The organism is Stutzerimonas kunmingensis (assembly GCF_032106285.1).
GTDB classification, from domain to species: domain Bacteria; phylum Pseudomonadota; class Gammaproteobacteria; order Pseudomonadales; family Pseudomonadaceae; genus Stutzerimonas; species Stutzerimonas kunmingensis_B.
Map to the genome: position 1 here is coordinate 115,865 of NZ_DAMCPO010000003.1, position 20,814 is coordinate 136,678.

The 20,814-nt window shown below is 61.1% G+C and carries 23 protein-coding genes; 21 read left to right on the forward strand and 2 right to left on the reverse strand.

Annotated features, from left to right (window positions below):
• Window positions 1-14: 14 nt before the first annotated feature.
• From RT582_RS03705 to murB, 7 genes are read left to right on the forward strand one after another with little or no spacing between them, the layout of a single operon-like run.
• A complete protein-coding gene (locus tag RT582_RS03705) occupies window positions 15-647 on the forward strand; it encodes a MotA/TolQ/ExbB proton channel family protein (RefSeq protein ID WP_003299642.1) in 633 nt (210 codons plus the stop codon).
• A complete protein-coding gene (locus tag RT582_RS03710; RefSeq protein WP_014820907.1) occupies window positions 644-1,072 on the forward strand; it encodes an ExbD/TolR family protein in 429 nt (142 codons plus the stop codon). Before RT582_RS03705 ends, RT582_RS03710 begins: the two co-directional genes overlap by 4 nt.
• Complete coding sequence (gene lpxK, locus RT582_RS03715) at window positions 1,072-2,076, forward strand: tetraacyldisaccharide 4'-kinase (RefSeq protein ID WP_014820906.1); 1,005 nt, start codon at window positions 1,072-1,074, stop codon at window positions 2,074-2,076. The genes RT582_RS03710 and lpxK overlap by 1 nt, the downstream gene beginning before the upstream one ends.
• A gap of 45 nt (window positions 2,077-2,121) precedes the next feature.
• Window positions 2,122-2,307 (forward strand): Trm112 family protein, encoded by a 186-nt coding sequence (locus tag RT582_RS03720; protein WP_003299639.1) that lies wholly within the window; start codon window positions 2,122-2,124, stop codon window positions 2,305-2,307.
• Entirely contained in the window at window positions 2,304-3,068 is a 765-nt protein-coding gene (gene kdsB, locus RT582_RS03725; RefSeq protein WP_014820905.1) for a 3-deoxy-manno-octulosonate cytidylyltransferase, read from the forward strand. The genes RT582_RS03720 and kdsB overlap by 4 nt, the downstream gene beginning before the upstream one ends.
• Before the next feature lies 1 nt (window position 3,069).
• Window positions 3,070-3,534 (forward strand): low molecular weight protein-tyrosine-phosphatase, encoded by a 465-nt coding sequence (locus RT582_RS03730; RefSeq protein WP_014820904.1) that lies wholly within the window; start codon window positions 3,070-3,072, stop codon window positions 3,532-3,534.
• Window positions 3,531-4,550 (forward strand): UDP-N-acetylmuramate dehydrogenase, encoded by a 1,020-nt coding sequence (gene murB / locus RT582_RS03735; RefSeq protein ID WP_014820903.1) that lies wholly within the window; start codon window positions 3,531-3,533, stop codon window positions 4,548-4,550. Before RT582_RS03730 ends, murB begins: the two co-directional genes overlap by 4 nt.
• 384 nt (window positions 4,551-4,934) lie before the next feature.
• On the opposite strand, the gene rne is transcribed toward murB, so the two are convergent.
• A complete protein-coding gene (rne, locus tag RT582_RS03740; protein WP_187289376.1) occupies window positions 4,935-8,051 on the reverse strand; it encodes a ribonuclease E in 3,117 nt (1,038 codons plus the stop codon).
• Window positions 8,052-8,609: 558 nt separating this feature from the next.
• On the opposite strand from rne, the gene rluC reads away from it, so the two are divergent.
• Genes rluC through sppA form a run of 3 tightly spaced genes read left to right on the forward strand, consistent with a single transcriptional unit; the run spans window position 8,610 to window position 11,215 of the window.
• On the forward strand, window positions 8,610-9,563 hold the full coding sequence (gene rluC, locus RT582_RS03745; RefSeq protein ID WP_014820901.1) for a 23S rRNA pseudouridine(955/2504/2580) synthase RluC: 954 nt from the start codon (window positions 8,610-8,612) through the stop codon (window positions 9,561-9,563).
• Window positions 9,556-10,242, forward strand: coding sequence for an HAD-IA family hydrolase (locus RT582_RS03750; protein WP_213573848.1), 687 nt, complete (start codon window positions 9,556-9,558; stop codon window positions 10,240-10,242). The genes rluC and RT582_RS03750 overlap by 8 nt, the downstream gene beginning before the upstream one ends.
• Window positions 10,232-11,215, forward strand: coding sequence for a signal peptide peptidase SppA (sppA, locus tag RT582_RS03755; RefSeq protein ID WP_313476577.1), 984 nt, complete (start codon window positions 10,232-10,234; stop codon window positions 11,213-11,215). Before RT582_RS03750 ends, sppA begins: the two co-directional genes overlap by 11 nt.
• A 14-nt stretch (window positions 11,216-11,229) precedes the next feature.
• Here sppA and RT582_RS03760 read toward each other — a convergent pair whose 3' ends face one another.
• Window positions 11,230-11,808: a Maf family protein gene (locus RT582_RS03760; protein ID WP_044316186.1), complete on the reverse strand. Its 579-nt coding sequence runs from the start codon at window positions 11,806-11,808 to the stop codon at window positions 11,230-11,232.
• Window positions 11,809-11,911: 103 nt separating this feature from the next.
• Here RT582_RS03760 and RT582_RS03765 point away from each other — a divergent pair, with 103 nt between their 5' ends.
• From RT582_RS03765 to RT582_RS03815, 11 genes are all read left to right on the forward strand, one after another.
• The gene (locus RT582_RS03765) at window positions 11,912-12,439 is read left to right on the forward strand and encodes a YceD family protein (protein ID WP_014820897.1); all 528 of its coding nucleotides are present in this window, start codon (window positions 11,912-11,914) and stop codon (window positions 12,437-12,439) included.
• 12 nt (window positions 12,440-12,451) lie between these two features.
• Window positions 12,452-12,634 carry a 50S ribosomal protein L32 gene (gene rpmF, locus RT582_RS03770; protein WP_003293518.1) on the forward strand — a complete coding sequence of 61 codons (183 nt, stop codon included), beginning with the start codon at window positions 12,452-12,454 and terminating at the stop codon, window positions 12,632-12,634.
• A gap of 3 nt (window positions 12,635-12,637) precedes the next feature.
• Window positions 12,638-13,708, forward strand: a complete 1,071-nt coding sequence (gene plsX, locus RT582_RS03775) for a phosphate acyltransferase PlsX (RefSeq protein WP_044316187.1) — start codon at window positions 12,638-12,640, stop codon at window positions 13,706-13,708.
• 62 nt (window positions 13,709-13,770) lie between these two features.
• Complete coding sequence (gene fabD, locus RT582_RS03780; RefSeq protein ID WP_104097252.1) at window positions 13,771-14,709, forward strand: ACP S-malonyltransferase; 939 nt, start codon at window positions 13,771-13,773, stop codon at window positions 14,707-14,709.
• Window positions 14,710-14,723: 14 nt separating this feature from the next.
• Window positions 14,724-15,467, forward strand: coding sequence for a 3-oxoacyl-ACP reductase FabG (gene fabG, locus RT582_RS03785; RefSeq protein ID WP_014820894.1), 744 nt, complete (start codon window positions 14,724-14,726; stop codon window positions 15,465-15,467).
• 194 nt (window positions 15,468-15,661) lie between these two features.
• A complete protein-coding gene (acpP, locus tag RT582_RS03790) occupies window positions 15,662-15,898 on the forward strand; it encodes an acyl carrier protein (RefSeq protein ID WP_003283670.1) in 237 nt (78 codons plus the stop codon).
• Between the two features lie 173 nt (window positions 15,899-16,071).
• Window positions 16,072-17,316, forward strand: a complete 1,245-nt coding sequence (gene fabF, locus RT582_RS03795) for a beta-ketoacyl-ACP synthase II (protein WP_031298320.1) — start codon at window positions 16,072-16,074, stop codon at window positions 17,314-17,316.
• 2 nt (window positions 17,317-17,318) lie between these two features.
• Complete coding sequence (gene pabC / locus RT582_RS03800) at window positions 17,319-18,134, forward strand: aminodeoxychorismate lyase (protein WP_104097253.1); 816 nt, start codon at window positions 17,319-17,321, stop codon at window positions 18,132-18,134.
• A complete protein-coding gene (gene mltG / locus RT582_RS03805) occupies window positions 18,131-19,201 on the forward strand; it encodes an endolytic transglycosylase MltG (protein WP_313476581.1) in 1,071 nt (356 codons plus the stop codon). Before pabC ends, mltG begins: the two co-directional genes overlap by 4 nt.
• Complete coding sequence (tmk, locus tag RT582_RS03810) at window positions 19,198-19,830, forward strand: dTMP kinase (protein WP_041014478.1); 633 nt, start codon at window positions 19,198-19,200, stop codon at window positions 19,828-19,830. The genes mltG and tmk overlap by 4 nt, the downstream gene beginning before the upstream one ends.
• Window positions 19,823-20,809, forward strand: coding sequence for a DNA polymerase III subunit delta' (locus tag RT582_RS03815; RefSeq protein ID WP_313476584.1), 987 nt, complete (start codon window positions 19,823-19,825; stop codon window positions 20,807-20,809). Before tmk ends, RT582_RS03815 begins: the two co-directional genes overlap by 8 nt.
• The last annotated feature ends 5 nt before the right edge of the window (window positions 20,810-20,814 follow it).

The window sequence follows — 20,814 nt, forward strand, 5'->3', positions numbered from 1 at the left end:
GGGGGATTCATCTCGTGTGGGAGCTGGTCAAAGCAGGCGGCTGGATAATGCTGCCAATCATCCTGTGTTCCATCGCCGCCGCCGGCATCGTTGCTGAGCGCCTGTGGACGCTGCGCCCGAGTCGTGTCACGCCGCCGCATCTGCTTGGCCAGGTGTGGAAGTGGATCAAGGACAAGAAACTCAGCAACCAGAAGCTCAAGGAGCTGCGCGCGGATTCGCCTTTGGGTGAGATTCTTGCCGCCGGCCTCAGCAACTCCAAGCGTGGTCGCGAGATCATGAAGGAATGCATCGAGGAAGCCGCGGCCAGGGTCGTTCACGACCTGGAGCGTTACCTCAACGCGCTGGGCACCATTGCCGGCATCGCGCCCTTGCTTGGCCTGCTGGGAACGGTGCTGGGCATGATCGAGATCTTTAGCGCCTTCATGGGCTCTGGCATGGCCAACGCGCCGCTGCTCGCCGGCGGTATCGCCAAGGCGCTGATCACCACAGCCGCTGGCCTGATGGTTGGTATTCCCGCGCTGTTCTTCCATCGCTTTCTGCAGCGTCGCGTTGACGAGCTGGTCGTTGGCATGGAGCAGGAAGCGATCAAGCTGGTGGAGGTGGTGCAGGGTGACCGCGATGTCGATCTCGGTGAGGACAAGGCGTGAAATTCCGTCGCAAACCCCGGGAGAACGTGGAGATTGGGCTGGCACCGCTGATCGACGTGGTGTTCATCCTGCTGTTGTTCTTCGTGGTCACCACGACCTTCACCCGTGAAACGCAGCTCAAGGTCGATCTTCCGGAAGCCGCCAGCGGTACGCCGCCGCAGGATGCCGAGGTCCGTCAGCTGGAAGTGCTGATCGACGTGGCCGGCAATTATTCGCTCAACGGCAAAGCGCTCTTGAAGAGCGACCTCAATTCGCTGATGGCGGCGTTGAGCAAGGAATCAGGCGGTGACAATCGGCTGCCGATGGTCATCAGTGCCGATGGCAAGACCCCGCATCAGGCGGTGATCACCGCGATGGATGCCGCCGGCAAGCTGGGCTTCGGCCAGCTGCGCATCACCACGGTCGAGGCGCAGGCCTCTCCCTGATGTCATTCGCCGATCGCCTGCAACGCGCCTGGTATCAGGGGCATCCGGCCCTATGGGTGCTGGCTCCGCTGGAGCTACTCTATCGGCGCGTGGTCGAGGCAAAGCGACGGCGCTTTCTCAAAGGTGAAAGCGCTGCCTATCGTGCACCAGTGCCGGTCATCGTGGTGGGTAACATCACCGTAGGTGGAACAGGCAAGACTCCACTGATTCTCTGGCTGATCGAGCATTGCCGCAGCCGCGGGCTGCGCGTCGGCGTCGTCAGCCGCGGCTACGGTGCCAAGCCCTCGGCGCTGCCCTGGCGCGTTCAACCCGAACACTCGGCGGAGCAATCAGGCGACGAGCCGCTGTTGATCGTGCAGCGTACCGGCGTGCCGCTTATGATAGATCCCGACCGATCACGCGCGGTACGGTGCCTGCTGGAGACCGAATCGCTTGACCTGATCCTTTCCGACGATGGCCTGCAGCACTATCGGCTGGCCAGGGACCTCGAACTCGTACTGATCGACGCGGCACGCGGGCTGGGCAACAGGCGCTGCCTGCCGGCTGGCCCCTTGCGCGAACCGGCCGAACGCCTGAATAGCGTGGATGCTGTGCTGGTCAACGGCACCGATTCGGATACCGCCGACGGCTATGCGTTCAGCCTTAAGCCGGTCGCGCTGGTCGAACTGTGCTCCGGCGAACGCTGGCCTCTCGATCACTTTCCCGCCGGCCAGCTGCTGCACGCGGTGGCTGGCATCGGCAACCCGCAGCGTTTCTTCACCACGCTCGAAACGCTACACTGGCGTCCGATTCCGCACCCCTTCGCCGATCATGCCGCCTACAGCCAGGAGCAGCTGGAGTTCAGCCCAGCCCTGCCGTTGGTGATGACCGAGAAGGATGCGGTGAAATGCCGGGCATTCGCACCGCCGGGTTGGTCATATCTCCAGGTGCACGCCGTACCTTCTGCGGCTTTCGTCACTTGGTTCGACGGCCAGTTGGCGCGATTGCTGCCCGATCACTCTTAAGCCGCTCGCACTGCCATCGCAGTCGAACGCTTCCAAGGACTGCGCATGGATACCAAACTGCTCGACATACTGGCCTGCCCACTATGCAAGGGGCCGCTGAAGCTGACCGATGACAAGTCGGAACTGATCTGCAAGGCCGACGCCCTGGCGTTTCCCGTGCGCGATGGCATCCCGGTGATGCTCGAGAGCGAGGCCCGTACGCTGGACGTGGATGAGCGCCTCGACAAATGACCACTGCCTACACTGTCGTGATTCCCGCCCGCTATGCCTCGACCCGCCTGCCTGGCAAGCCGTTGCAGGACATAGCCGGCAAGCCGATGGTCCAGCACGTGTGGGAGCAGGCAAGCAAGAGCACGGCTCAGCGCGCGGTCATCGCCACCGACGACTCGCGCATCGTCGATGCCTGCTCGGCATTCGGTGCGCAGGTTGTTTTGACCCGCCCCGACCACAACTCCGGCACCGACCGGCTGGCTGAGGTGTGCGAGCAGCTTGGTCTGCCGAGTGACGCCATCGTGGTCAACGTGCAGGGCGACGAGCCGCTGATTCCCCCGGCAGTCATTGATCAGGTTGCCGCCAATCTGGCTGCGCACCCCGAGGCGGCCATCGCCACGCTCGCCGAACCATTGAGCGATGTGCAGGCGCTGTTCAATCCAAACGTGGTAAAGGTGCTCTCGGACACCAATGGCCTGGCGCTGACCTTCAGCCGGGCGCCGCTGCCCTGGGCAAGAGATGCGTTTGCCGCCGATCGCAGCGTACTGCCTGTTGGCGTGCCGTACCGCCGGCACATTGGTATCTACGCCTATCGCGCCGGTTTCCTCGCTGATTTCGTTTCCTGGGGTCCTTGCTGGCTCGAGGACACCGAGTGTCTGGAGCAGTTGCGCGCGCTCTGGCACGGCCAGCGTATTCACGTTGCAGACGCGGTACAGGCACCGCCTGCGGGAGTGGATACCGCGGAAGACCTGGAGCGGGTCCGTCGTCTGCTGGGCGGCTGAGATGAGAATCCTGTTCGTCTGCATGGGCAACATCTGCCGCTCGCCCACCGCCGAAGGCGTGTTTCGCCAGCGCGTCGAGCAGGCCGGGCTCGGCAGTCGGATCGAGATCGATTCTGCTGGGACCGGCGATTGGCATGTGGGCAAGGCTCCGGACTCGCGTGCTTGCGCCGCGGCCGGCAAACGCGGCTATCGGCTGACAGCGCTGCGCGCGCGCCAGGTGCAGCCGGAAGACTTCCTGCGTTTCGACCTTATTCTGGCGATGGATCACGACAACCTGGCTCGACTGGAGGCCTTGCGCCCCGAAGCGAGCAGGGCGGAGCTTGATCTTTTGGTACGCCGTTACGACCTGGCGCGTGGCGTGGTGCCAGACCCTTACTACGGCGAGACAGATGGCTTCGAGGAAGTACTGGATCTCCTCGAGGAGGCCTGTGATGCGCTGCTCGTGGAATTGAAGGGACGACTGTGAGCCTGACCCTCGAATCAAACCGATCACTCAAGGCATTCAACACGTTCGCTGTCGATCAGCGTGCGCGCTACTTCGCGGCCGCTCATAACGATGAGGATGTTCGTGACGCGCTCGCCCAGGCGCGTCGGCTCGACGTTCCGCTGCTGCCGATCGGTGGAGGCAGCAACTTGCTGCTGACTCGTGACGTGCCGGCGCTTGTCCTGCATATGGCCAGCCGTGGCAAACGCATCATCGATGAGTCTGCCGAGCAGGTTCTGGTCGAGGCGCAGGCAGGCGAGCCCTGGCACCCATTCGTGCTCTGGACGCTGGAGCAAGGCTTGGCGGGCCTCGAGAATTTGAGCCTGATACCAGGTACCGTTGGTGCATCACCAATCCAGAACATCGGTGCCTACGGTGTCGAGATCAAGGACGTATTTGCAGGGCTCACTGCACTGGATAGTGAAACTGGGATCATCCGTGAGTTCAGCGAGGACGACTGCGCATTCGGTTATCGCGACAGTCTGTTCAAACAGCAGCCCGGGCGTTTTCTGATTCTGCGAGTGCGTTTCGCGTTGCGTCGCCAGGCAGCGCTGCATCTTGAGTATGGGCCGATCCGCCAGCGTTTGGCGGAGCAGGGGATTACCGTACCTTCCGCGCAGGATGTGAGCCGAGCTGTTTGTGCCATCCGCAGTGAAAAGCTGCCGGATCCACAGCGGCTGGGCAATGCCGGGAGTTTCTTCAAGAATCCGCTGGTGCCGGCTGCCGCTGCTCAGACGCTGCGCGACCGTTACCCCGAGCTGGTCGGTTATCCGCAAGCCGACGGTCAAGTGAAACTGGCGGCTGGCTGGCTGATCGAGAAGGCTGGCTGGAAGGGATTTCGTGACGGCGACGCAGGGGTTCATCGGCTGCAGGCGTTGGTGCTGGTCAATCATGGCCTGGCCACGGGGGTGCAGCTGCTGGACCTGGCGCGACGTATCCAGGTCGATGTGCTGGAGCGCTTCGGCGTCAGCCTTGAGATCGAGCCAAATGTGCTCTGACTACGACTCGTACGGTCAGTTTTGGCTGCTTTAAAGCCAGGCCGTGCGGTGTTGTAGATATCTGGTTCTGGTCGCTCGCGTCCTTCTTGAGTTGTACTGATCGCGCACTTCGGTTCGCCTAGCGCGGGCAACCAAGCAGAATCTGCGATGTGCATCGGATGTAAGCGAGCTCAATTTCGACCTGCAGCCGGTCCGGCTTCTCAAGCTCGCAGTGACGGCTTTTTCGGGGAGAGATGGGGCAGTGAGTAGCCTTGCTGACTGCGCCGCACCCCTTCTGCCATGAGCGTTCTCCCGACGAATAAGACGAAGGTGTAAACCTTATTCAGGACGGGACAATGCAAAAAAAAAGGGATGCCGAAGCATCCCTTTTTTGGCCAGCGGTGTTCAGCCTTGCGGCTTCTCACGGTTATCTGGCTGGTCACCTTCTGCAGCTTGTTCCGACTCCTGGGGTGATGGCTGAACCACTTCCTCAGTTGTCGGTGCTTCTGGCTTCTGCTCGTCTACTTCAGCGGTCGACACCTGTGCTTGTTCGGCGGGCTCGTCAGCCTCGGCGAGCGGCTGCTCGTGGAGGGTGGTGACTGGCTCGGCGAACGGCTCAGGCTGGGCGTCGGCAGGCACCGGCTCCGCAACTTGTTCAACTTGCGCTTCGACGACTGGCTCGCTGGCGACGATCTCCGGGCTGGCCAGAGGTTGCTCCGCTGCGGCCTTGGCGTCGGCTTCTGCCGCTTCCTTGGCCAGACGCTCGGCTTCACGCTGACGGCGACGGACCTCGCGCGGATCATTAGGCGCGCGTCCGCTAGGCGTCAGTACTGGCGCCAGGGTCGGTGCGACTTCGACTTTCTCGACCACCGGCTCCGGGGCAGGCTGTGGGGTGTCGTTGGCTTGGACGACCTGTGGTGCTTCGCTCGGCGCAACTTCGGCAGCGTGTGTCGATGTCTCGTCTGCAGCTTCGATAGCTATCGACTGCTCGTCCGTACTTTCCACGCTTGGCGCATGCTCGACAATCGTCGCTACACCTTCGGTGCTGGTTTGAATCACGGCGTCATCAGCGAGCTTGGCCTGTGGCGCCGCTTCGGTGTCGGCGGTGTTCGCGGCCAGGGCGGCGGCTGTTGCTGCGACGGCGATTTCCTCGGTTTTCACCGGGGCGTTGCTCTCGTCGACCTCGTCGATTTCGTTACCGTTGGCGTCACGCTGACGCTCACGGCGATTGCTGCGACGACGCTGGCCGCGGGAGCGGCGGCGTGGGCGGTCGCCGTCGTTGCCTTCGCTGCCCTCGTTGGAGTCCTGGGCGTCCTCGGCTTCGTTCGCATCCTCGGTTTGCTGCAGCAGCTCATCGGCGGCTACCGGGGCTTGCCGTTCGGCGCGCGGTTTGCGCTCTTCGCGCGGGGCGCGTGGTTGCCGCTCGGCCTGCTCTTCTTCTGCTGCTACAGCGATCGGAGCTTCGTCGATTGGTGCTCGCAGTTCGCGCTTACGCTCCTCGCGGGGCTTGCGGTCCTCGCGTGGGGCTCGCTCGCGGCGCGGCTGGCTTTCGGCAACTTCGGCCTGTTCACGGGGTTTGCGTTCCTCGCGTGGTGGGCGCGGCTGGCGCTCTTCGCGGGGCTGACGCTCCTCGCGAGCTTGGCGCTCCTCACGGGGCTGGCGTTCTTCGCGCGGCTTGCGCTCCTCATCACGGCCACCGCGCGAATCGCGGCGACGGTTCTGCTGGCGTCCGCTGCGGCGCTCGTCATTGCGCTGCGGGCGCGGCGAGGCGGGCTTCTTCTCGACTTCGGCTGTGGCCTGCGGTTCTTTCGTCTCGCCTGCGAACAGTCCGACCAGGGATTTGATCAGGCCCTTGAACAGACTTGGTTCCTGCACCGGCGCGGCAACGGGTGTTTCGGTTGGCGCTGCGGCGGCTGCCGCCGGTGCGGTGCGCTGCGGTGCGGTCTTGACCGCCGCTTCCTGACGAACCAGGGTGCGTGTGGAGCTGACCGGCTGAGCTTCTTCGGCCTCGGTCGGGCTCATTTCGTAGCTGGCTTGGCCTGCCATGATTTCTGGGCTGTCGTCACGCAGTCGCTGAACTTCGAAGTGCGGCGTTTCCAGGTGATCGTCCGGCAGGATGAAGATGCGCGCACGGGTGCGCAGCTCGATCTTGGTGATCGCGTTGCGTTTCTCGTTGAGCAGGAATGCTGCTACCTGGAACGGCACGCGGGCGCGAACCTCGGCGGTGCGGTCCTTGAGGGCTTCTTCTTCGATCAGGCGCAGAATCGCCAGCGACAGCGATTCGACGTCACGAATGATGCCTTGGCCGTTGCAGCGTGGGCAGACGATGCCGCTGGTCTCGCCCAGAGAGGGGCGCAGACGCTGGCGGGACATTTCCAGCAAACCGAAGCGCGAGATACGGCCGACCTGGATACGTGCACGGTCGGCTTCCAGTGCTTCGCGCATCTTCTCCTCGACTGCGCGCTGGTTCTTGGCCGGGGTCATGTCGATGAAGTCGATGACGATTAGTCCGCCGATGTCGCGCAAACGCAGTTGGCGGGCGATTTCCTCGGCCGCCTCCAGGTTGGTCTGCAGGGCGGTTTCTTCGATGTCGCCACCCTTGGTGGCGCGAGCCGAGTTGATGTCGATGGATACCAGTGCTTCGGTCGGATCGATGACGATGGAGCCGCCGGAAGGTAGTTTTACTTCACGCTGGAAGGCCGTCTCGATCTGGCTTTCGATCTGGAAGCGGTTGAACAGCGGTACGGAATCTTCGTACAGCTTGATCTTGCTGGCGTACTGCGGCATCACCTGCTGGATGAAGCTCAATGCCTCGTCCTGTGCTTCGACACTGTCGATCAGCACTTCGCCGATGTCCTGGCGCAGGTAGTCGCGGATGGCGCGGATGATGACGTTGGATTCCTGATAGATCAGGAATGGCGCAGGGCGATCCTGGGACGCATCCTTGACTGCGGTCCAGAGCTGCAACAGATAGTCGAGGTCGCACTGCAGCTCTTCGCTGGAGCGGCCCAGGCCTGCCGTGCGGACGATCAGACCCATGTCAGCGGGGATATCGAGACCGTTCAGGGCTTCACGCAATTCATTGCGTTCTTCACCTTCGATGCGGCGCGAAATGCCACCAGCACGCGGATTGTTCGGCATCAGGACCAGATAACGGCCGGCCAGACTGATGAAGGTGGTCAGTGCAGCGCCTTTGTTGCCGCGCTCTTCTTTTTCGACCTGAACGATGACTTCCTGGCCTTCGCGCAGGACGTCCTTGATGTTCACGCGGCCTTCAGGCGACTTGCTGAAGTATTCGCGAGAAATTTCCTTGAGGGGGAGGAAGCCATGGCGCTCGGCGCCGAAGTCGACGAAAGCAGCTTCGAGACTGGGCTCGACGCGGGTGATCTTGCCCTTGTAGATGTTGGCTTTCTTCTGCTCGCGGGCACCTGATTCGATGTCCAGATCGAACAGACGTTGGCCGTCGACCAGTGCGACACGCAACTCTTCGGGCTGAGTTGCGTTAATTAGCATTCTTTTCATGTAGTACCGTCGGTTTCCGTGGCATCCGGAAACGGCGTTCGGCACACACGACTCTCGCGGTCGGTGTCAGGTGAGTCAGGAATGGTTGTAAAGCACTCCAGTGTCCAGCGATGTGCGGCCAAATGGGCCGGCGTCGCGACGACGTCTCCTGCTTGCTGTCGGAACAGAAGCAATGGTTCGGGAGGAGGAATCAGGCATCGGTAGCGGACGGAATGAAGCGTCTGTGAAAGCCTTTGCTACGCAATCCGATGCTGTGCATCTCCACCCAACACGCATACTTTGAAAATCGGGTGCCGCTCGCAGAATCCGGGGAGCGGGTTGTCGATTATCGCGATTCCCATAGGGGGCACGCATCATGTCTTCAAGGCTTGTTTCGCAACTTCTCCGCTACTTGAGGGAAGCTCCGTCGGACGGCCTCACGTCCTAGAACATTTTTTTTGCCGGTCTGGGTTGGCGGTATCGCTGGCATCCCTGGACCTGACCGCTTTTGGCGGCGTTCGCGACTATAACAGCAATGTTTAAGTGCTTCAATTCCATGAAAATTGATATGATGCCACGATGACCAATACCCCCTCCCAGACCTCCGGTGTGCAAATACTCGAGGTCGCGCCGGAACTTGCCGGCCAGCGCATTGATAACTTTCTCCGCAACCAGCTCAAAGGCGTGCCCAAGACGTTGATCTACCGCATCTTGCGCAAGGGCGAGGTGCGTGTGAACAAAGGGCGCATCAAGCCTGAGTACAAGTTGCAAGCCGGTGATCTGGTGCGCGTGCCGCCGCTGCGCCTGGCCGAGCGCGACGAGCCTGAGCCGCTTGCTCAAGGACTGTTGGAAAGGCTGGAAAAGGCCATCGTGCACGAGGACAAGGCGCTCATCGTACTGAATAAACCGGCCGGCATAGCTGTGCATGGTGGTAGCGGACTCAGCTACGGGGTGATCGAGGCTTTGCGGCAGCTGCGCCCTGATGCCAAGGAGCTTGAATTGGTGCATCGACTGGATCGCGATACCTCCGGTCTGCTGATGGTCGCCAAGAAGCGCAGCATGTTGCGCCACCTGCATCAGGCGTTGCGCGGTGACGGTGTAGACAAGCGTTATATGGCTCTGGTGCGTGGCCGCTGGGAAACCTCGAAGAAGCAGGTCAATGCGCCGTTGCTGAAGAACACGCTGCGCTCTGGTGAGCGAATGGTCGAGGTGACCGAGGATGGCAAGGAAGCGCTGACATTGTTTCGCGTGCTTCGTCGCTTTGGTGACTTCGCAACACTAGTGGAGGCCAAGCCAGTTACCGGTCGCACGCACCAGATTCGTGTGCACGCGCGCCATGCCGGGCACAGCATCGCCGGCGACAGCAAGTACGGTGATGAGGAGTTCACTCGCGAGATTCGCGAGCTAGGCGGCAAGCGATTGTTCCTGCATGCATACGCGCTGAAGGTTCCGCTGCCTGATGGCGGTGAGTTATCCCTGGAGGCGCCCGTCGACGAAATGTGGGCGCGAACGCTGGAGCGTCTCGGTGAGTGAGTACCGGGTTCTGATATTTGATTGGGATGGCACGCTGGTCGACTCGATCGGGCGTATTGTCGAGTCGATACATGTTGCGGCGCAAAATTGTGGTTTGCCGCAGGTCGATGATGCCTCGGTCAAAGGCATCATCGGGTTGGCCTTGCCGGAAGCGATTGGCGTGTTGTATCCGGATCAGGCGGATGTCGCGCTGATCGAGGATTTTCGTCACTGCTATAGCGAGTATTATCTGTCCCTGGAGACCCAGCCTTCAGCTCTTTATCCGGGAGTCGCCAAGGCGCTATCCGAGTTCCGTGACGCCGGGTATATGCTCGCTGTCGCGACTGGAAAGGGGCGTCGCGGCCTTGATCGCGTTTTGGCTGGGCAGGGGTGGGAGGACTTCTTCGATATCACCCGTTGTTCGGACGAGACGGCAAGCAAGCCCGATCCGCTGATGATTCACCAGATTCTTTCTCACTGCGGTGCTCGTCCGGAGCAGGCGCTGATGGTCGGTGATTCGGTGTTTGACCTGCAGATGGCTCATCGCGCGGGTGTGGATGGCGTAGCTGTCGCTTATGGCGCACAACCACTGCACATCCTGCAGCAGTGCAAGCCGCGCACTGTGATCAATCATTTTTCGGAGCTTGGTGATTGGCTGCGCTCCTTGGCGGTTTCTGAGGTGAATGCAAATGTCGGATGAGTGGAAGGCTCCGGTAGACGAGTCCAAGAATGATCGTAACAGCTGGAAGCTGCTGGAGAAGACGCTGCTTGCAGGGGTTCAGGAGCAGCGGCGCGCTAGGCGCTGGGGTATCTTCTTCAAGTTATTGACCTTCATTTACCTGTTCGGCGCGCTGGCCCTGTTTTCCCCGGCGCTGCAGTTTGGTTCCAGCAAGGGCGCGGAGGGTAGTCATACGGCGGTCATCAATGTGCGCGGCATGATCGCGGATGAAGAGCCTGCCAGCGCCGATAACGTCGTCGGTGCCTTGCGGGCGGCCTTCGAGGACGCCAATACCAAGGGTGTGGTGCTGCGAATCAATAGCCCGGGGGGCAGTCCGGTGCAGTCGGGCTATATATATGACGAAATCCGGCGTTTGCGCGGCGAATATCCGACCATCAAGGTCTATGCGGTGATTACCGACCTGGGGGCGTCGGGTGCGTACTACATCGCTAGCGCCGCGGACGAAATTTATGCTGACAAGTCCAGTCTGGTGGGGTCGATCGGTGTAACCGCGGCCACCTTTGGCTTCGTTGAAACCATGGAAAAGCTCGGCGTCGAGCGGCGTGTCTATACGGCGGGTGAGCACAAGGCTTTTCTGGATCCGTTCCAGCCGGAAAAGCCTGAGGAGACCCAGTTCTGGCGAGGCGTGCTGGCTACCACCCATCAGCAGTTCATCGACAGCGTCAAGCGTGGTCGCGGCGATCGCCTTCAGGAGGAGCAGCATCCGGAGTTGTTCTCAGGTTTGATCTGGTCTGGGGAGCAGGCATTGGAGCTCGGGCTGATCGATGGTTTGGGAAGTACGGCGCATGTCGCGCGCGAGGTGATCGGTGAGCCCGAGCTGGTGGACTTCACTGTCAAAGAGTCGCCGCTGGATCGTTTTACCAAGAAACTTGGTGCTGGCGTCGCCGAACGCTTGGCTGTTCTGGTTGGGGTGCAGGGGCCGGTGTTGCGATAGCAGCCGGCTCGCGCTCACGGAACGTCGTAGCCTGCGTTCAGTAGCATGTCCACCAGGCGGATGAGCGGAAGGCCTACCAGGCTGGTAACGTCCTCGCCTTCGGTGGCGCGGAAAAGACTGATGCCTAATCCTTCAGCCTTGAAACTGCCCGCGCAATCGTAGGGCTTTTCGATTCTCAGATAGCGCTCGATTCGGGCTTCATCTAGTTCTCTGAAGTGTACGGTGAACGGTATGCAGTCGGTCTGAATTCTGCCTGTCGCGCTGTCGAGGAGCGCCAGTCCGGTCAGAAATCGGACGCTGTTGCCGCTGGCGGATTGCAGTTGCTGTTTTGCCCGTTCGAACGTGTGCGGTTTGCCGATAATCTTCGAGTCCAATACTGCAGCCTGATCGGAGCCGATAATCAGGTGATTCGGATACTGCTCGGCAAGTGCTCTGGCCTTCTGCTCGGCGAGTCGGTTTACGAGTTGTTCGGCGCTTTCTCCGGGTAGATAGGTTTCATCGATATCCGGGGCGCAGCTTTCGAACGGTAGTCCCAGCCGGGAGAGCAATTCCTGTCGATAGGGTGAGCTGGATGCAAGCAGCAGGCGGCGCATGATTCCTCCTTTATATATAGGTGCGAGATTGTATGCGTTGCGTCGTGAAGCTGGGCGGAATTCCTTTGACAGGCTGCGGGCGCGTCCCTAGAATGCCGCGCTTATGTTGAAAGGACCGATACCACCGCACGTTGATCCGCGCAAGCTAGCCGACCGAGCGGCCACCCTAGCCGGTGAGCTGCAATTGTCGCAGCTGAAGCGGCTCGCCGATCCTCTTGAGGATGATCAGGGTGTGGTGCGCGCCAGTTTTGCCTTTGGGCGCGACGAGCAGCGTACTGCGGTTATCCGTAGTCAGCTCGACGTTGAAGTCAAAATGATTTGCCAGCGTTGTCTGGAGCCGGTTGTTCTGCCGATTCACAGCGAGTGCGATTACGCGGTTGTGAATGAAGGGGCGAGCAGCCAGCACCTGCCCAAAGGGTATGACGTGCTGGAAGTGGGAGAGGATCCTCTGGATCTGCTGGCGCTGGTCGAAGACGAGCTGTTGCTCGCTCTGCCGATTGTTCCACTCCATGACCCTGAAATTTGCCAGCCGCCGGTTGGGCCAGATGAGCCTGAACCGAGTGAGGACGAGGTAACGCGGTCCAACCCGTTCAGCGTACTGGCGCAGTTAAAGCGTGACCCAAACGTTTAGGAGTTGATCCAAATGGCTGTTCAGCAGAACAAAAAATCCCGTTCCGCCCGTGACATGCGTCGTTCCCATGACGCTCTCGAGCCGAACGCTCTGTCCGTGGAAAAGAGCACCGGTGAAGTTCACCTGCGTCACCACGTGTCCCCGGACGGTTTCTACCGTGGTCGCAAGGTGATCGACAAGGGCGCTGACGAGTAATCCTTGTCCGCTCCGGTCATCGCGATCGATGCAATGGGTGGGGACTTCGGTCCCCACTGCATTGTTCCTGCCAGTCTGTCCTGTCTGGCTGAAAGCCCCTCGCTGCATCTGGTCCTTGTCGGCCAATCTTCCCTTCTCGAACAGCTTGTCGCCCAGCATCCTGGGGTCGATCGTTCGCGCCTGAAAATCGTCGATGCGTCTGAAATCATTGGTATGGCTGAACGCCCGGCTCAGGCTTTGCGTGGCAAGCCACGCTCTTCCATGCGTATTGCCCTCGAGCAGGTTCGCGACGGTAAAGCCAATGCTTGTGTAAGCGCCGGTAACACCGGCGCGCTGATGGCATTGGCGCGCCAGGTTCTGAGAACGCTGCCAGGTATCGATCGGCCGGCGATGGTGACAGCGCTCCCTACGCAGGCTGACCCATGCCTGCTGCTGGACCTGGGCGCAAATGTCGATTGCCCACCCGAGCAGCTTTTCCAGTTTGCTGTCATGGGGGCTGTGGCGGCCGAATCGCTGGGACGACAGCAGCCTAGGGTCGCGCTGCTGAATGTCGGTACCGAAGAGATCAAGGGCAATCAGCAGGTCAAGCAAGCCGCGCTGCTGTTGCAGCAGGCCGCTGATCTCAACTATCAGGGCTTCATCGAGGGGGATGGTCTGTATCGCGGTGAAGCCGACGTGGTCGTATGCGATGGCTTTGTCGGCAACATATTGCTCAAATCCAGCGAGGGCTTGGCTGGGATGCTGGTCGCCAGAGTCGAGGCGCTTTTCAAGCGTTCGCTTGGCGCGCGCATTGTCGGTGCTGTCGTATTGCCGTTGTTGCGCCGTCTGCGGGCGGATCTCAATCCGGCTCAGTACAACGGTGCGAGCTTTCTCGGGCTGCAGGGAATTGTCGTCAAGAGTCATGGTAGTGCCGGCGCGGACGGCTTCAAAGCAGCGATCCGGCGCGCGGCGCAGGATGTCGAGCATGATCTCCCTGGGCAACTGAGGAGCAGGCTGGGGCATTTTCTGCGGCCGCCTCATCCGTACGATGATGTGGATGATGTGACCGCAGGTGGTGGCCAGCCATCCAACTGAAATTCGCGACGCCGGTCCCTGGCGTATTCTTCAGACGAACAGAACCACAAGAGAGTCGTTTCATGTCCGCATCACTTGCTTTCGTCTTTCCCGGTCAGGGGTCTCAGTCCCTTGGCATGCTGGCCGAGCTGGGTGCCCAGCAAAGCGTGGTCGTCGATACTTTTGCCGAGGCATCTTCGGCGCTCGGGTACGACCTTTGGGCGTTGACCCAGACCGGTCCGGAAGAACAGCTGAATCAGACCGACAAGACCCAGCCGGCGATTCTTGCCGCCTCCATCGCAATCTGGCGTTTGTGGCAGACAGAAGGCGGCGCGCAGCCCGCATTCGTTGCCGGACACAGCCTCGGTGAGTACTCCGCTCTGGTGGCGGCGGGCAGCCTGCCGTTCGCTGACGCCATCAAGCTGGTTGAATTGCGCGGTCAATTGATGCAGCAGGCAGTGCCGGCCGGGCAGGGCGGCATGGCCGCCATTCTCGGGCTGGAAGATGCCGATGTATTGGCCGCCTGTGCCGAGGCCGCGCAAGGTGAGGTGGTCAGTGCGGTCAACTTCAACGCTCCGGGTCAGGTGGTGATTGCCGGCAGTGCGGCGGCGGTAGAGCGCGCGATCGAAGCGTGCAAGGCCAAAGGTGCCAAGCGTGCGATGGCTTTGCCGGTGAGTGTCCCCTCTCATTGCGATCTGATGCGTCCGGCTGCCGAACGCTTCGCTTCCTCGGTGGAGTCGATCGAATGGCAAGCGCCGCAGATTCCGTTGGTGCAGAACGTCAGCGCAGCAGTCGTCGCGGATCTGGAAGTGCTCAAGCGTGATCTGCTGGCACAGCTCTACAGTCCGGTGCGCTGGGTCGAGTCCATGGTTGCTCTGGGAGACCGTGGCGTCACCTCGCTGGTCGAGTGCGGACCCGGCAAGGTTCTGTCGGGCCTCAACAAACGCTGCGTCAAGGGCGTCAGCACCTACAATCTGGATACCCCCGAGGCCTTCGCGGTCGCTCGTGCCGCATTGGCTTGAACAAGGAGAATGCTATGAATCTGCAAGGTAAGGTGGCGTTGGTAACCGGCGCGAGCCGCGGTATTGGCCAGGCCATTGCCCTTGAGTTGGGCCGCCAGGGCGCGATCGTAATTGGTACTGCGACCACGCCAACCGGCGCCGAGCGCATCGCCGAGACACTGAGGGAAAACGGTATCGAAGGCGCTGGGCTGGTGCTCGATGTTGGCAACGATGAATCTGTCAGCAGCACTCTTGAGCACATTCAGCAGCATCTCGGACAGCCGGCAATTCTGGTCAACAATGCCGGTATTACCCGCGATAACTTGATGCTGCGCATGAAGGATGATGAGTGGCATGACGTCATCAACACCAACCTGAATAGCCTGTATCGCCTCTCCAAGGCCGTGCTGCGCGGCATGACCAAGGCTCGCTGGGGTCGAATCATCAATATCGGTTCGGTGGTTGGTGCCATGGGCAACGCCGGACAGGTAAACTACGCGGCAGCCAAGGCCGGTCTGGAGGGTTTCAGCCGTGCATTGGCTCGTGAGGTCGGTTCTCGTGGTATCACGGTGAATTCCGTGGCGCCTGGTTTCATTGATACCGACATGACTCGCGAGTTGCCGGAAGCCCAGCGTGATGCGCTCGTGGGGCAGATTCCCCTGGGACGTCTCGGTCAGGCCGAAGAAATTGCAAAGGTCGTTGCGTTTCTCGCTTCGGACGGCGCTGCCTACGTCACCGGTGCTACCGTTCCGGTGAATGGCGGCATGTACATGAGCTGAGTGTGACGCCCTACGCAGGAGGACAGTCTTAGAGGCTGTCTTTAAATTAGCTATAAAACCGCAGCTGGTTTATAGACAGAAGGTTGAAGGCGGCGTCATGCTTGCCTGCTTCCAGCTTGAAATGCGGAAAACGCTTTCTATACACTACCGCGCAAACCAGCTGCCTGATTTTTCCATAGGAGTGAAAACAAGGTATGAGCACCATCGAAGAACGCGTCAAGAAAATCGTTGCCGAGCAACTTGGCGTTAAAGAAGAGGAAGTAACCAACAGCGCTTCCTTCGTCGAAGACCTGGGTGCCGACTCTCTTGACACCGTTGAGCTGGTGATGGCTCTGGAAGAGGAATTCGAGACCGAGATCCCGGACGAGCAAGCTGAGAAGATCACCACCGTTCAGGAAGCCATCGATTACATCAACGCGCACGCGCAGTAAGTTGTAATCTGCTTCAGAAACAGGAACAGCCGCACTGCCTTTGAACGAGGTAGTGCGGCTTTTCTTTGAGAGGGATTCATCCAGGTCGCGGGGGCTCCATTGCACCCAACCGGGGATGGTTCCTGTCTTGGCGGGAACCGAGCCAAGTACGTTTAGGTATAGGAGTAATCGCTGTGTCGCGTAGACGCGTCGTAGTCACCGGGATGGGCATGCTATCGCCACTGGGTAACGATGTGCCAAGCAGCTGGCAGGGAATTCTCGCCGGCCGCAGTGGTATCGGCCTGATCGAGCACATGGATCTTTCTGCCTATTCCACTCGTTTTGGCGGGTCGATCAAAAGCTTCGATGTCGAGCAGTATTTGCCGGCAAAAGAGGCACGCAAGCTCGACCTCTTCATTCAGTACGGCCTTGCCGCGAGTTTCCAGGCGGTGCGTGATTCCGGGCTGGAGGTCACTGACGCCAATCGGGAGCGCATCGGCGTCGCGATGGGGTCCGGTATCGGCGGCCTGACCAATATCGAAAACAGCTGCAAGGCACTTATCGAGCAAGGTCCGCGGCGTATATCTCCCTTCTTCGTGCCGGGCTCCATCATCAACATGGTGTCTGGTTTCCTGTCGATCCATCTGGGATTGCAGGGCCCCAACTATGCGATCGCTACCGCCTGTACCACGGGCACCCACTGCATTGGCATGGCCGCCCGCAACATCGCCTATGGCGAGGCGGATGTCATGGTGGCCGGCGGTTCCGAGATGGCTGCCAGTGGGCTTGGTATCGGAGGCTTTGCGGCAGCACGCGCACTGTCCACCCGCAACGATGACCCGGCGGCTGCGAGCCGGCCCTGGGACAAGGGGCGCGACGGTTTCGTCCTCTCCGATGGTGCCGGTGCGCTGGTGCTGGAGGAGCTGGAGCATGCCAAGGCCCGGGGGGCGCACATCTACGCCGAACTGATCGGTTTCGGCATGAGCGCCGATGCGTACCACATGACCTCGCCACCCGACGACGGCGCCGGTGCTGCGCGCTGCATCCGCAATGCGCTGAAGGACTCCCAGTTGAATGTCGATCAGGTGCATTACATCAATGCACACGGCACCTCGACTCCCGCAGGTGACAAGGCCGAGGCTGCTGCTATTCGCAGCGTATTTGGTGATCACGCCTATGAGCTGTCGGTCAGTTCCACCAAATCCATGGTCGGCCACCTGCTGGGTGCTGCCGGTGCGGTGGAAGCGATCTTCAGTGTTCTGGCTATTCGTGATCAGGTCGCGCCGCCGACCATCAATCTGCATGAGCCGGATGAAGGCTGCGACCTCGATTTCGTTCCGCACGAGGCCAAGCCCCGACCGATTGAGGTGGCGGTGTCCAACTCGTTCGGTTTTGGCGGAACCAACGGTTCGCTGGTATTCCGCCGGTTCGCCGAGTGACATTGAGCTGGCTGAACGGGGAGCCCTGTGATGGGCTGCCCATTCATGATCGAGGACTGGCCTACGGCGATGGGCTGTTCGAGACTATTCGCGTCGCAGGTGGCCAGGCGCGGTTGGTCGAACGCCATCTGCAGCGGCTGCAAGATGGCTGTGAGCGGCTCGCCATTCCCGTTGATGCAAATCTGCTGCGCAATGAGCTGATGCGCTTCTGCCGGGCACTGGGGCAGGGCGTCGCCAAGCTCATCGTCACGCGTGGCGCCGGACAGCGTGGTTATGCAACGCCACAGCCGTGTCAGCCGCAGCGTCTGCTGTTAGGCTCGTCCTCTCCAGCTTATCCGCCACAGCATGCTGAAACCGGCATCAGGCTATTTCCGTGCGAGACCCGGCTTGCCGAGCAACCGCGACTCGCCGGCATCAAGCATCTGAATCGCCTGGAGCAGGTGTTGGCGCGTGCCGAGTGGCATGATCCGGTCTACGCGGAAGGGTTGATGCGCGATATGTCCGGCCGGGTGGTGGAGGGCGTTTTCAGCAATCTGTTCATCGTGGAAGCCGGCAAACTGCGCACCGCGCCGCTGACTCGTTGCGGAGTCGCTGGGGTCATGCGTGCGGAGATCATTGCGCGCGCAGCACAGCACGGGCTCCCGGTCGTGATCGACGACATCAGCTATGCCGAGCTTTTGCAGGCCGATGAGGTATTCCTCTGCAACAGCCTTTACGGCATCTGGCCCGTGACAGCTTTGGCCGAGTGCGTCTGGCCCGTCGGTCCGCTGACCCGTAAACTGCAGTCCGTTGTCGCCGACCTGTTGAGTGATTCGTGATCCGTAAAATTCTTGTTCTGCTGCTGACAGGGTTGCTGTTGGCGGCGATTGCGCTCGGACTGTTCACCTGGAAACAGCATGCTGCGCTCGAGCAGCCTCTGGCCGTTACCGACGAGGCCCTGCTGCTCGACGTGCGTCCGGGCGATACGCCCAGTGGCGTGCTTCAGCGGTTGGAGGCCGAAGGCGTACTGGAGGATGCCTTCTGGTTGCGTTTGTATTGGCGTTTGAACCTGTCCGGGCAGAGCTTGCACACCGGCGAGTATCGCCTGACCCCCACTATGACGGCGCGGGACATGATCGGGCTTTGGCAGCGTGGCGAAGTGGTGCAATACAGCCTGACCCTGGTCGAGGGCTGGAACTTCCGCCAGTTGCGTAGCGCCCTGCAGAGTCAGCCCAAGCTGGAGCAAACCCTGGATGGTTTGACTGATGCCGAAATCATGTCGCGCATCGGTGCGTCGGGCCAGCACCCGGAAGGACGCTTCTTCCCAGATACCTATCGTTTCACCCGCGGTACATCTGACGAGGACCTGCTGCGCCGTGCCTTCGCCCGCCTGGAGCAGGTTCTCGAAGAGGAATGGCAGCAGCGTGCCAGGGAGCTGCCGTACAAGGACGCCTATCAGGCGCTGATCATGGCCTCGATCATAGAAAAGGAAACCGGCGTGCCCGGCGAGCGTGGAGAGATTGCCGGCGTCTTTGTGCGCAGGCTGGCGCGGGGCATGCTGCTGCAGACCGACCCAACCGTTATCTACGGCATGGGTGAGAAGTACAAGGGCCGGATCACCCGCACCGATCTGCGCACGCCGACACCCTACAATACCTACACCAATGCCGGCCTGCCGCCGACCCCGATCGCGATGGTCGGGCGCGAGGCGATCCGCGCCGCGCTCCATCCGGCGGATGGCACCAGTCTCTACTTCGTCGCCCGTGGCGATGGCAGCCATGTTTTCAGCGATACGCTCAATCAGCACAACCGTGCGGTGCGCGAGTATCAGCTCAAGCGCCGTGCCGACTACCGCTCCAGCCCGCCGCCACGGCAGGCACCGGCGGACAACGGAAACGTACAATGAAAGGACTCTTCGTGACCCTCGAAGGCCCTGAAGGGGCCGGCAAGAGCACCAATCGTGAATATCTCGCCGAGCGCTTGCGCGCATGTGGCGTGGATGTCGTGCTGACCCGTGAGCCCGGTGGGACGCCGCTGGCCGAGCGTATCCGCGAGCTGCTTCTCACCCCGGCCGACGAGCCGATGGCGGTGGATACCGAGTTGCTGCTGGTCTTCGCCGCACGTGCTCAGCATCTCGCGCAGGTCATACGCCCGGCACTGGAGCGCGGGGCGGTGGTGCTCTGCGATCGTTTCACCGATGCCACCTATGCCTATCAGGGCGGGGGGCGAGGGCTCTCTATCGAGCGGATCGCCCAGCTGGAAGCCTTCGTGCAGGGCGAGCTGCGACCTGATCTGACCTTGATCTTCGATCTGCCGGTCGAGGTGGGGCTGGCCCGTGCGGCGGCGCGCGGTCGTCTGGATCGCTTCGAACAGGAAGGCCTCCGCTTTTTCGAATCGGTACGGCGCGCCTATCTGGAGCGCGCCAAGGCTGCGCCGTCGCGCTATCGAATCATCGATGCAGGGCAGCCATTGAATGTCGTGCAGCAGGATGTACAGGCCCTGATTCCCGATCTGATGGGGCGCCTCGATGGCTGACGTCCTCCCCTGGCAGGCGGAGCTCTGGCGGCAGCTGGCAGTTCGTACGCAGCATGCTCACGCTTACCTGCTGCACGGTCCTGGCGGCATCGGCAAGCGGCAGCTAGCCGAGCAATTGATGGCGCTGCTGCTTTGCCAGCGGCCCGTGAACGCCACGGCCTGTGGTGAATGCAAGGCTTGTCAGCTGTTGGCTGCACATACGCACCCCGACCATTACATCCTCGAGCCGGAAGAGGTCGACAAGGCCATACGGGTCGACCAGGTGCGTGATCTGGTCGGCTTCGTCACCCAGACTGCGCAGCTGGGTGGGCGCAAGGTGATACTGCTGGAGCCCGCCGAGGCGATGAATCTCAATGCGGCCAACGCATTGCTCAAGAGCCTCGAGGAGCCCTCCGGCGATACGGTACTGCTGCTCATCAGTCACCAGCCGAGTCGCCTGTTGCCGACCATCAAGAGCCGTTGCGTGCAGCAGGCCTGCCCTCTGCCGGGACGGCAACAGAGTCTCGACTGGCTGGCTGGACAGCTCCCCGAGCTGGCAGCGGAGCTGCGTGAGCAGCTACTGACACTGGCGGCGGGGTCGCCTCTGGCCGCCTTGAAGTTGCATGAGCAGAAAGTACTGGACTTGCGCGCGCAGGTTGTCGACAGCGTGAAGAAGCTGCTCAAGCAGCAACAGTCACCCAGTCAGCTGGCTGAGGGCTGGAATGCGCTGCCGCTGATCCTGCTGTTCGACTGGTTTTGCGAGTGGACGCATCTGATCCTGCGGTATCAGATGGCCGGTGATGATGCTGAGCTCGGTGCAGCCGATATGCAGAAGGTGTTGCAGTACCTTGCGCAGAAGTCAGCGCAACACAAAGTGATGGCGCTGCAGGACTGGCTGCTCGAACATCGGCAAAAAGTGCTAGGCAAAGCCAACCTCAACCGTGTGTTGCTTCTCGAAGCGCTGCTGGTGCAGTGGGCAACGCTGCCCGGCGCGGGCTAGAATCG

What these genes read in the sequence shown, in the direction of transcription:
- RT582_RS03720 (WP_003299639.1), top strand. Translation starts at nt 2,122, where the DNA reads ATGGATACCAAACTGCTCGACATACTGGCCTGCCCACTATGCAAGGGG.
- RT582_RS03815 (WP_313476584.1), top strand. Translation starts at nt 19,823, where the DNA reads ATGGCTGACGTCCTCCCCTGGCAGGCGGAGCTCTGGCGGCAGCTGGCA.
- lpxK (WP_014820906.1), top strand. Translation starts at nt 1,072, where the DNA reads ATGTCATTCGCCGATCGCCTGCAACGCGCCTGGTATCAGGGGCATCCG.
- rne (WP_187289376.1), bottom strand. Translation starts at nt 8,051, where the DNA reads ATGAAAAGAATGCTAATTAACGCAACTCAGCCCGAAGAGTTGCGTGTC.
- fabD (WP_104097252.1), top strand. Translation starts at nt 13,771, where the DNA reads ATGTCCGCATCACTTGCTTTCGTCTTTCCCGGTCAGGGGTCTCAGTCC.
- kdsB (WP_014820905.1), top strand. Translation starts at nt 2,304, where the DNA reads ATGACCACTGCCTACACTGTCGTGATTCCCGCCCGCTATGCCTCGACC.
- tmk (WP_041014478.1), top strand. Translation starts at nt 19,198, where the DNA reads ATGAAAGGACTCTTCGTGACCCTCGAAGGCCCTGAAGGGGCCGGCAAG.
- rluC (WP_014820901.1), top strand. Translation starts at nt 8,610, where the DNA reads ATGACCAATACCCCCTCCCAGACCTCCGGTGTGCAAATACTCGAGGTC.
- RT582_RS03730 (WP_014820904.1), top strand. Translation starts at nt 3,070, where the DNA reads ATGAGAATCCTGTTCGTCTGCATGGGCAACATCTGCCGCTCGCCCACC.
- rpmF (WP_003293518.1), top strand. Translation starts at nt 12,452, where the DNA reads ATGGCTGTTCAGCAGAACAAAAAATCCCGTTCCGCCCGTGACATGCGT.
- RT582_RS03760 (WP_044316186.1), bottom strand. Translation starts at nt 11,808, where the DNA reads ATGCGCCGCCTGCTGCTTGCATCCAGCTCACCCTATCGACAGGAATTG.
- RT582_RS03765 (WP_014820897.1), top strand. Translation starts at nt 11,912, where the DNA reads ATGTTGAAAGGACCGATACCACCGCACGTTGATCCGCGCAAGCTAGCC.
- sppA (WP_313476577.1), top strand. Translation starts at nt 10,232, where the DNA reads ATGTCGGATGAGTGGAAGGCTCCGGTAGACGAGTCCAAGAATGATCGT.
- fabG (WP_014820894.1), top strand. Translation starts at nt 14,724, where the DNA reads ATGAATCTGCAAGGTAAGGTGGCGTTGGTAACCGGCGCGAGCCGCGGT.
- acpP (WP_003283670.1), top strand. Translation starts at nt 15,662, where the DNA reads ATGAGCACCATCGAAGAACGCGTCAAGAAAATCGTTGCCGAGCAACTT.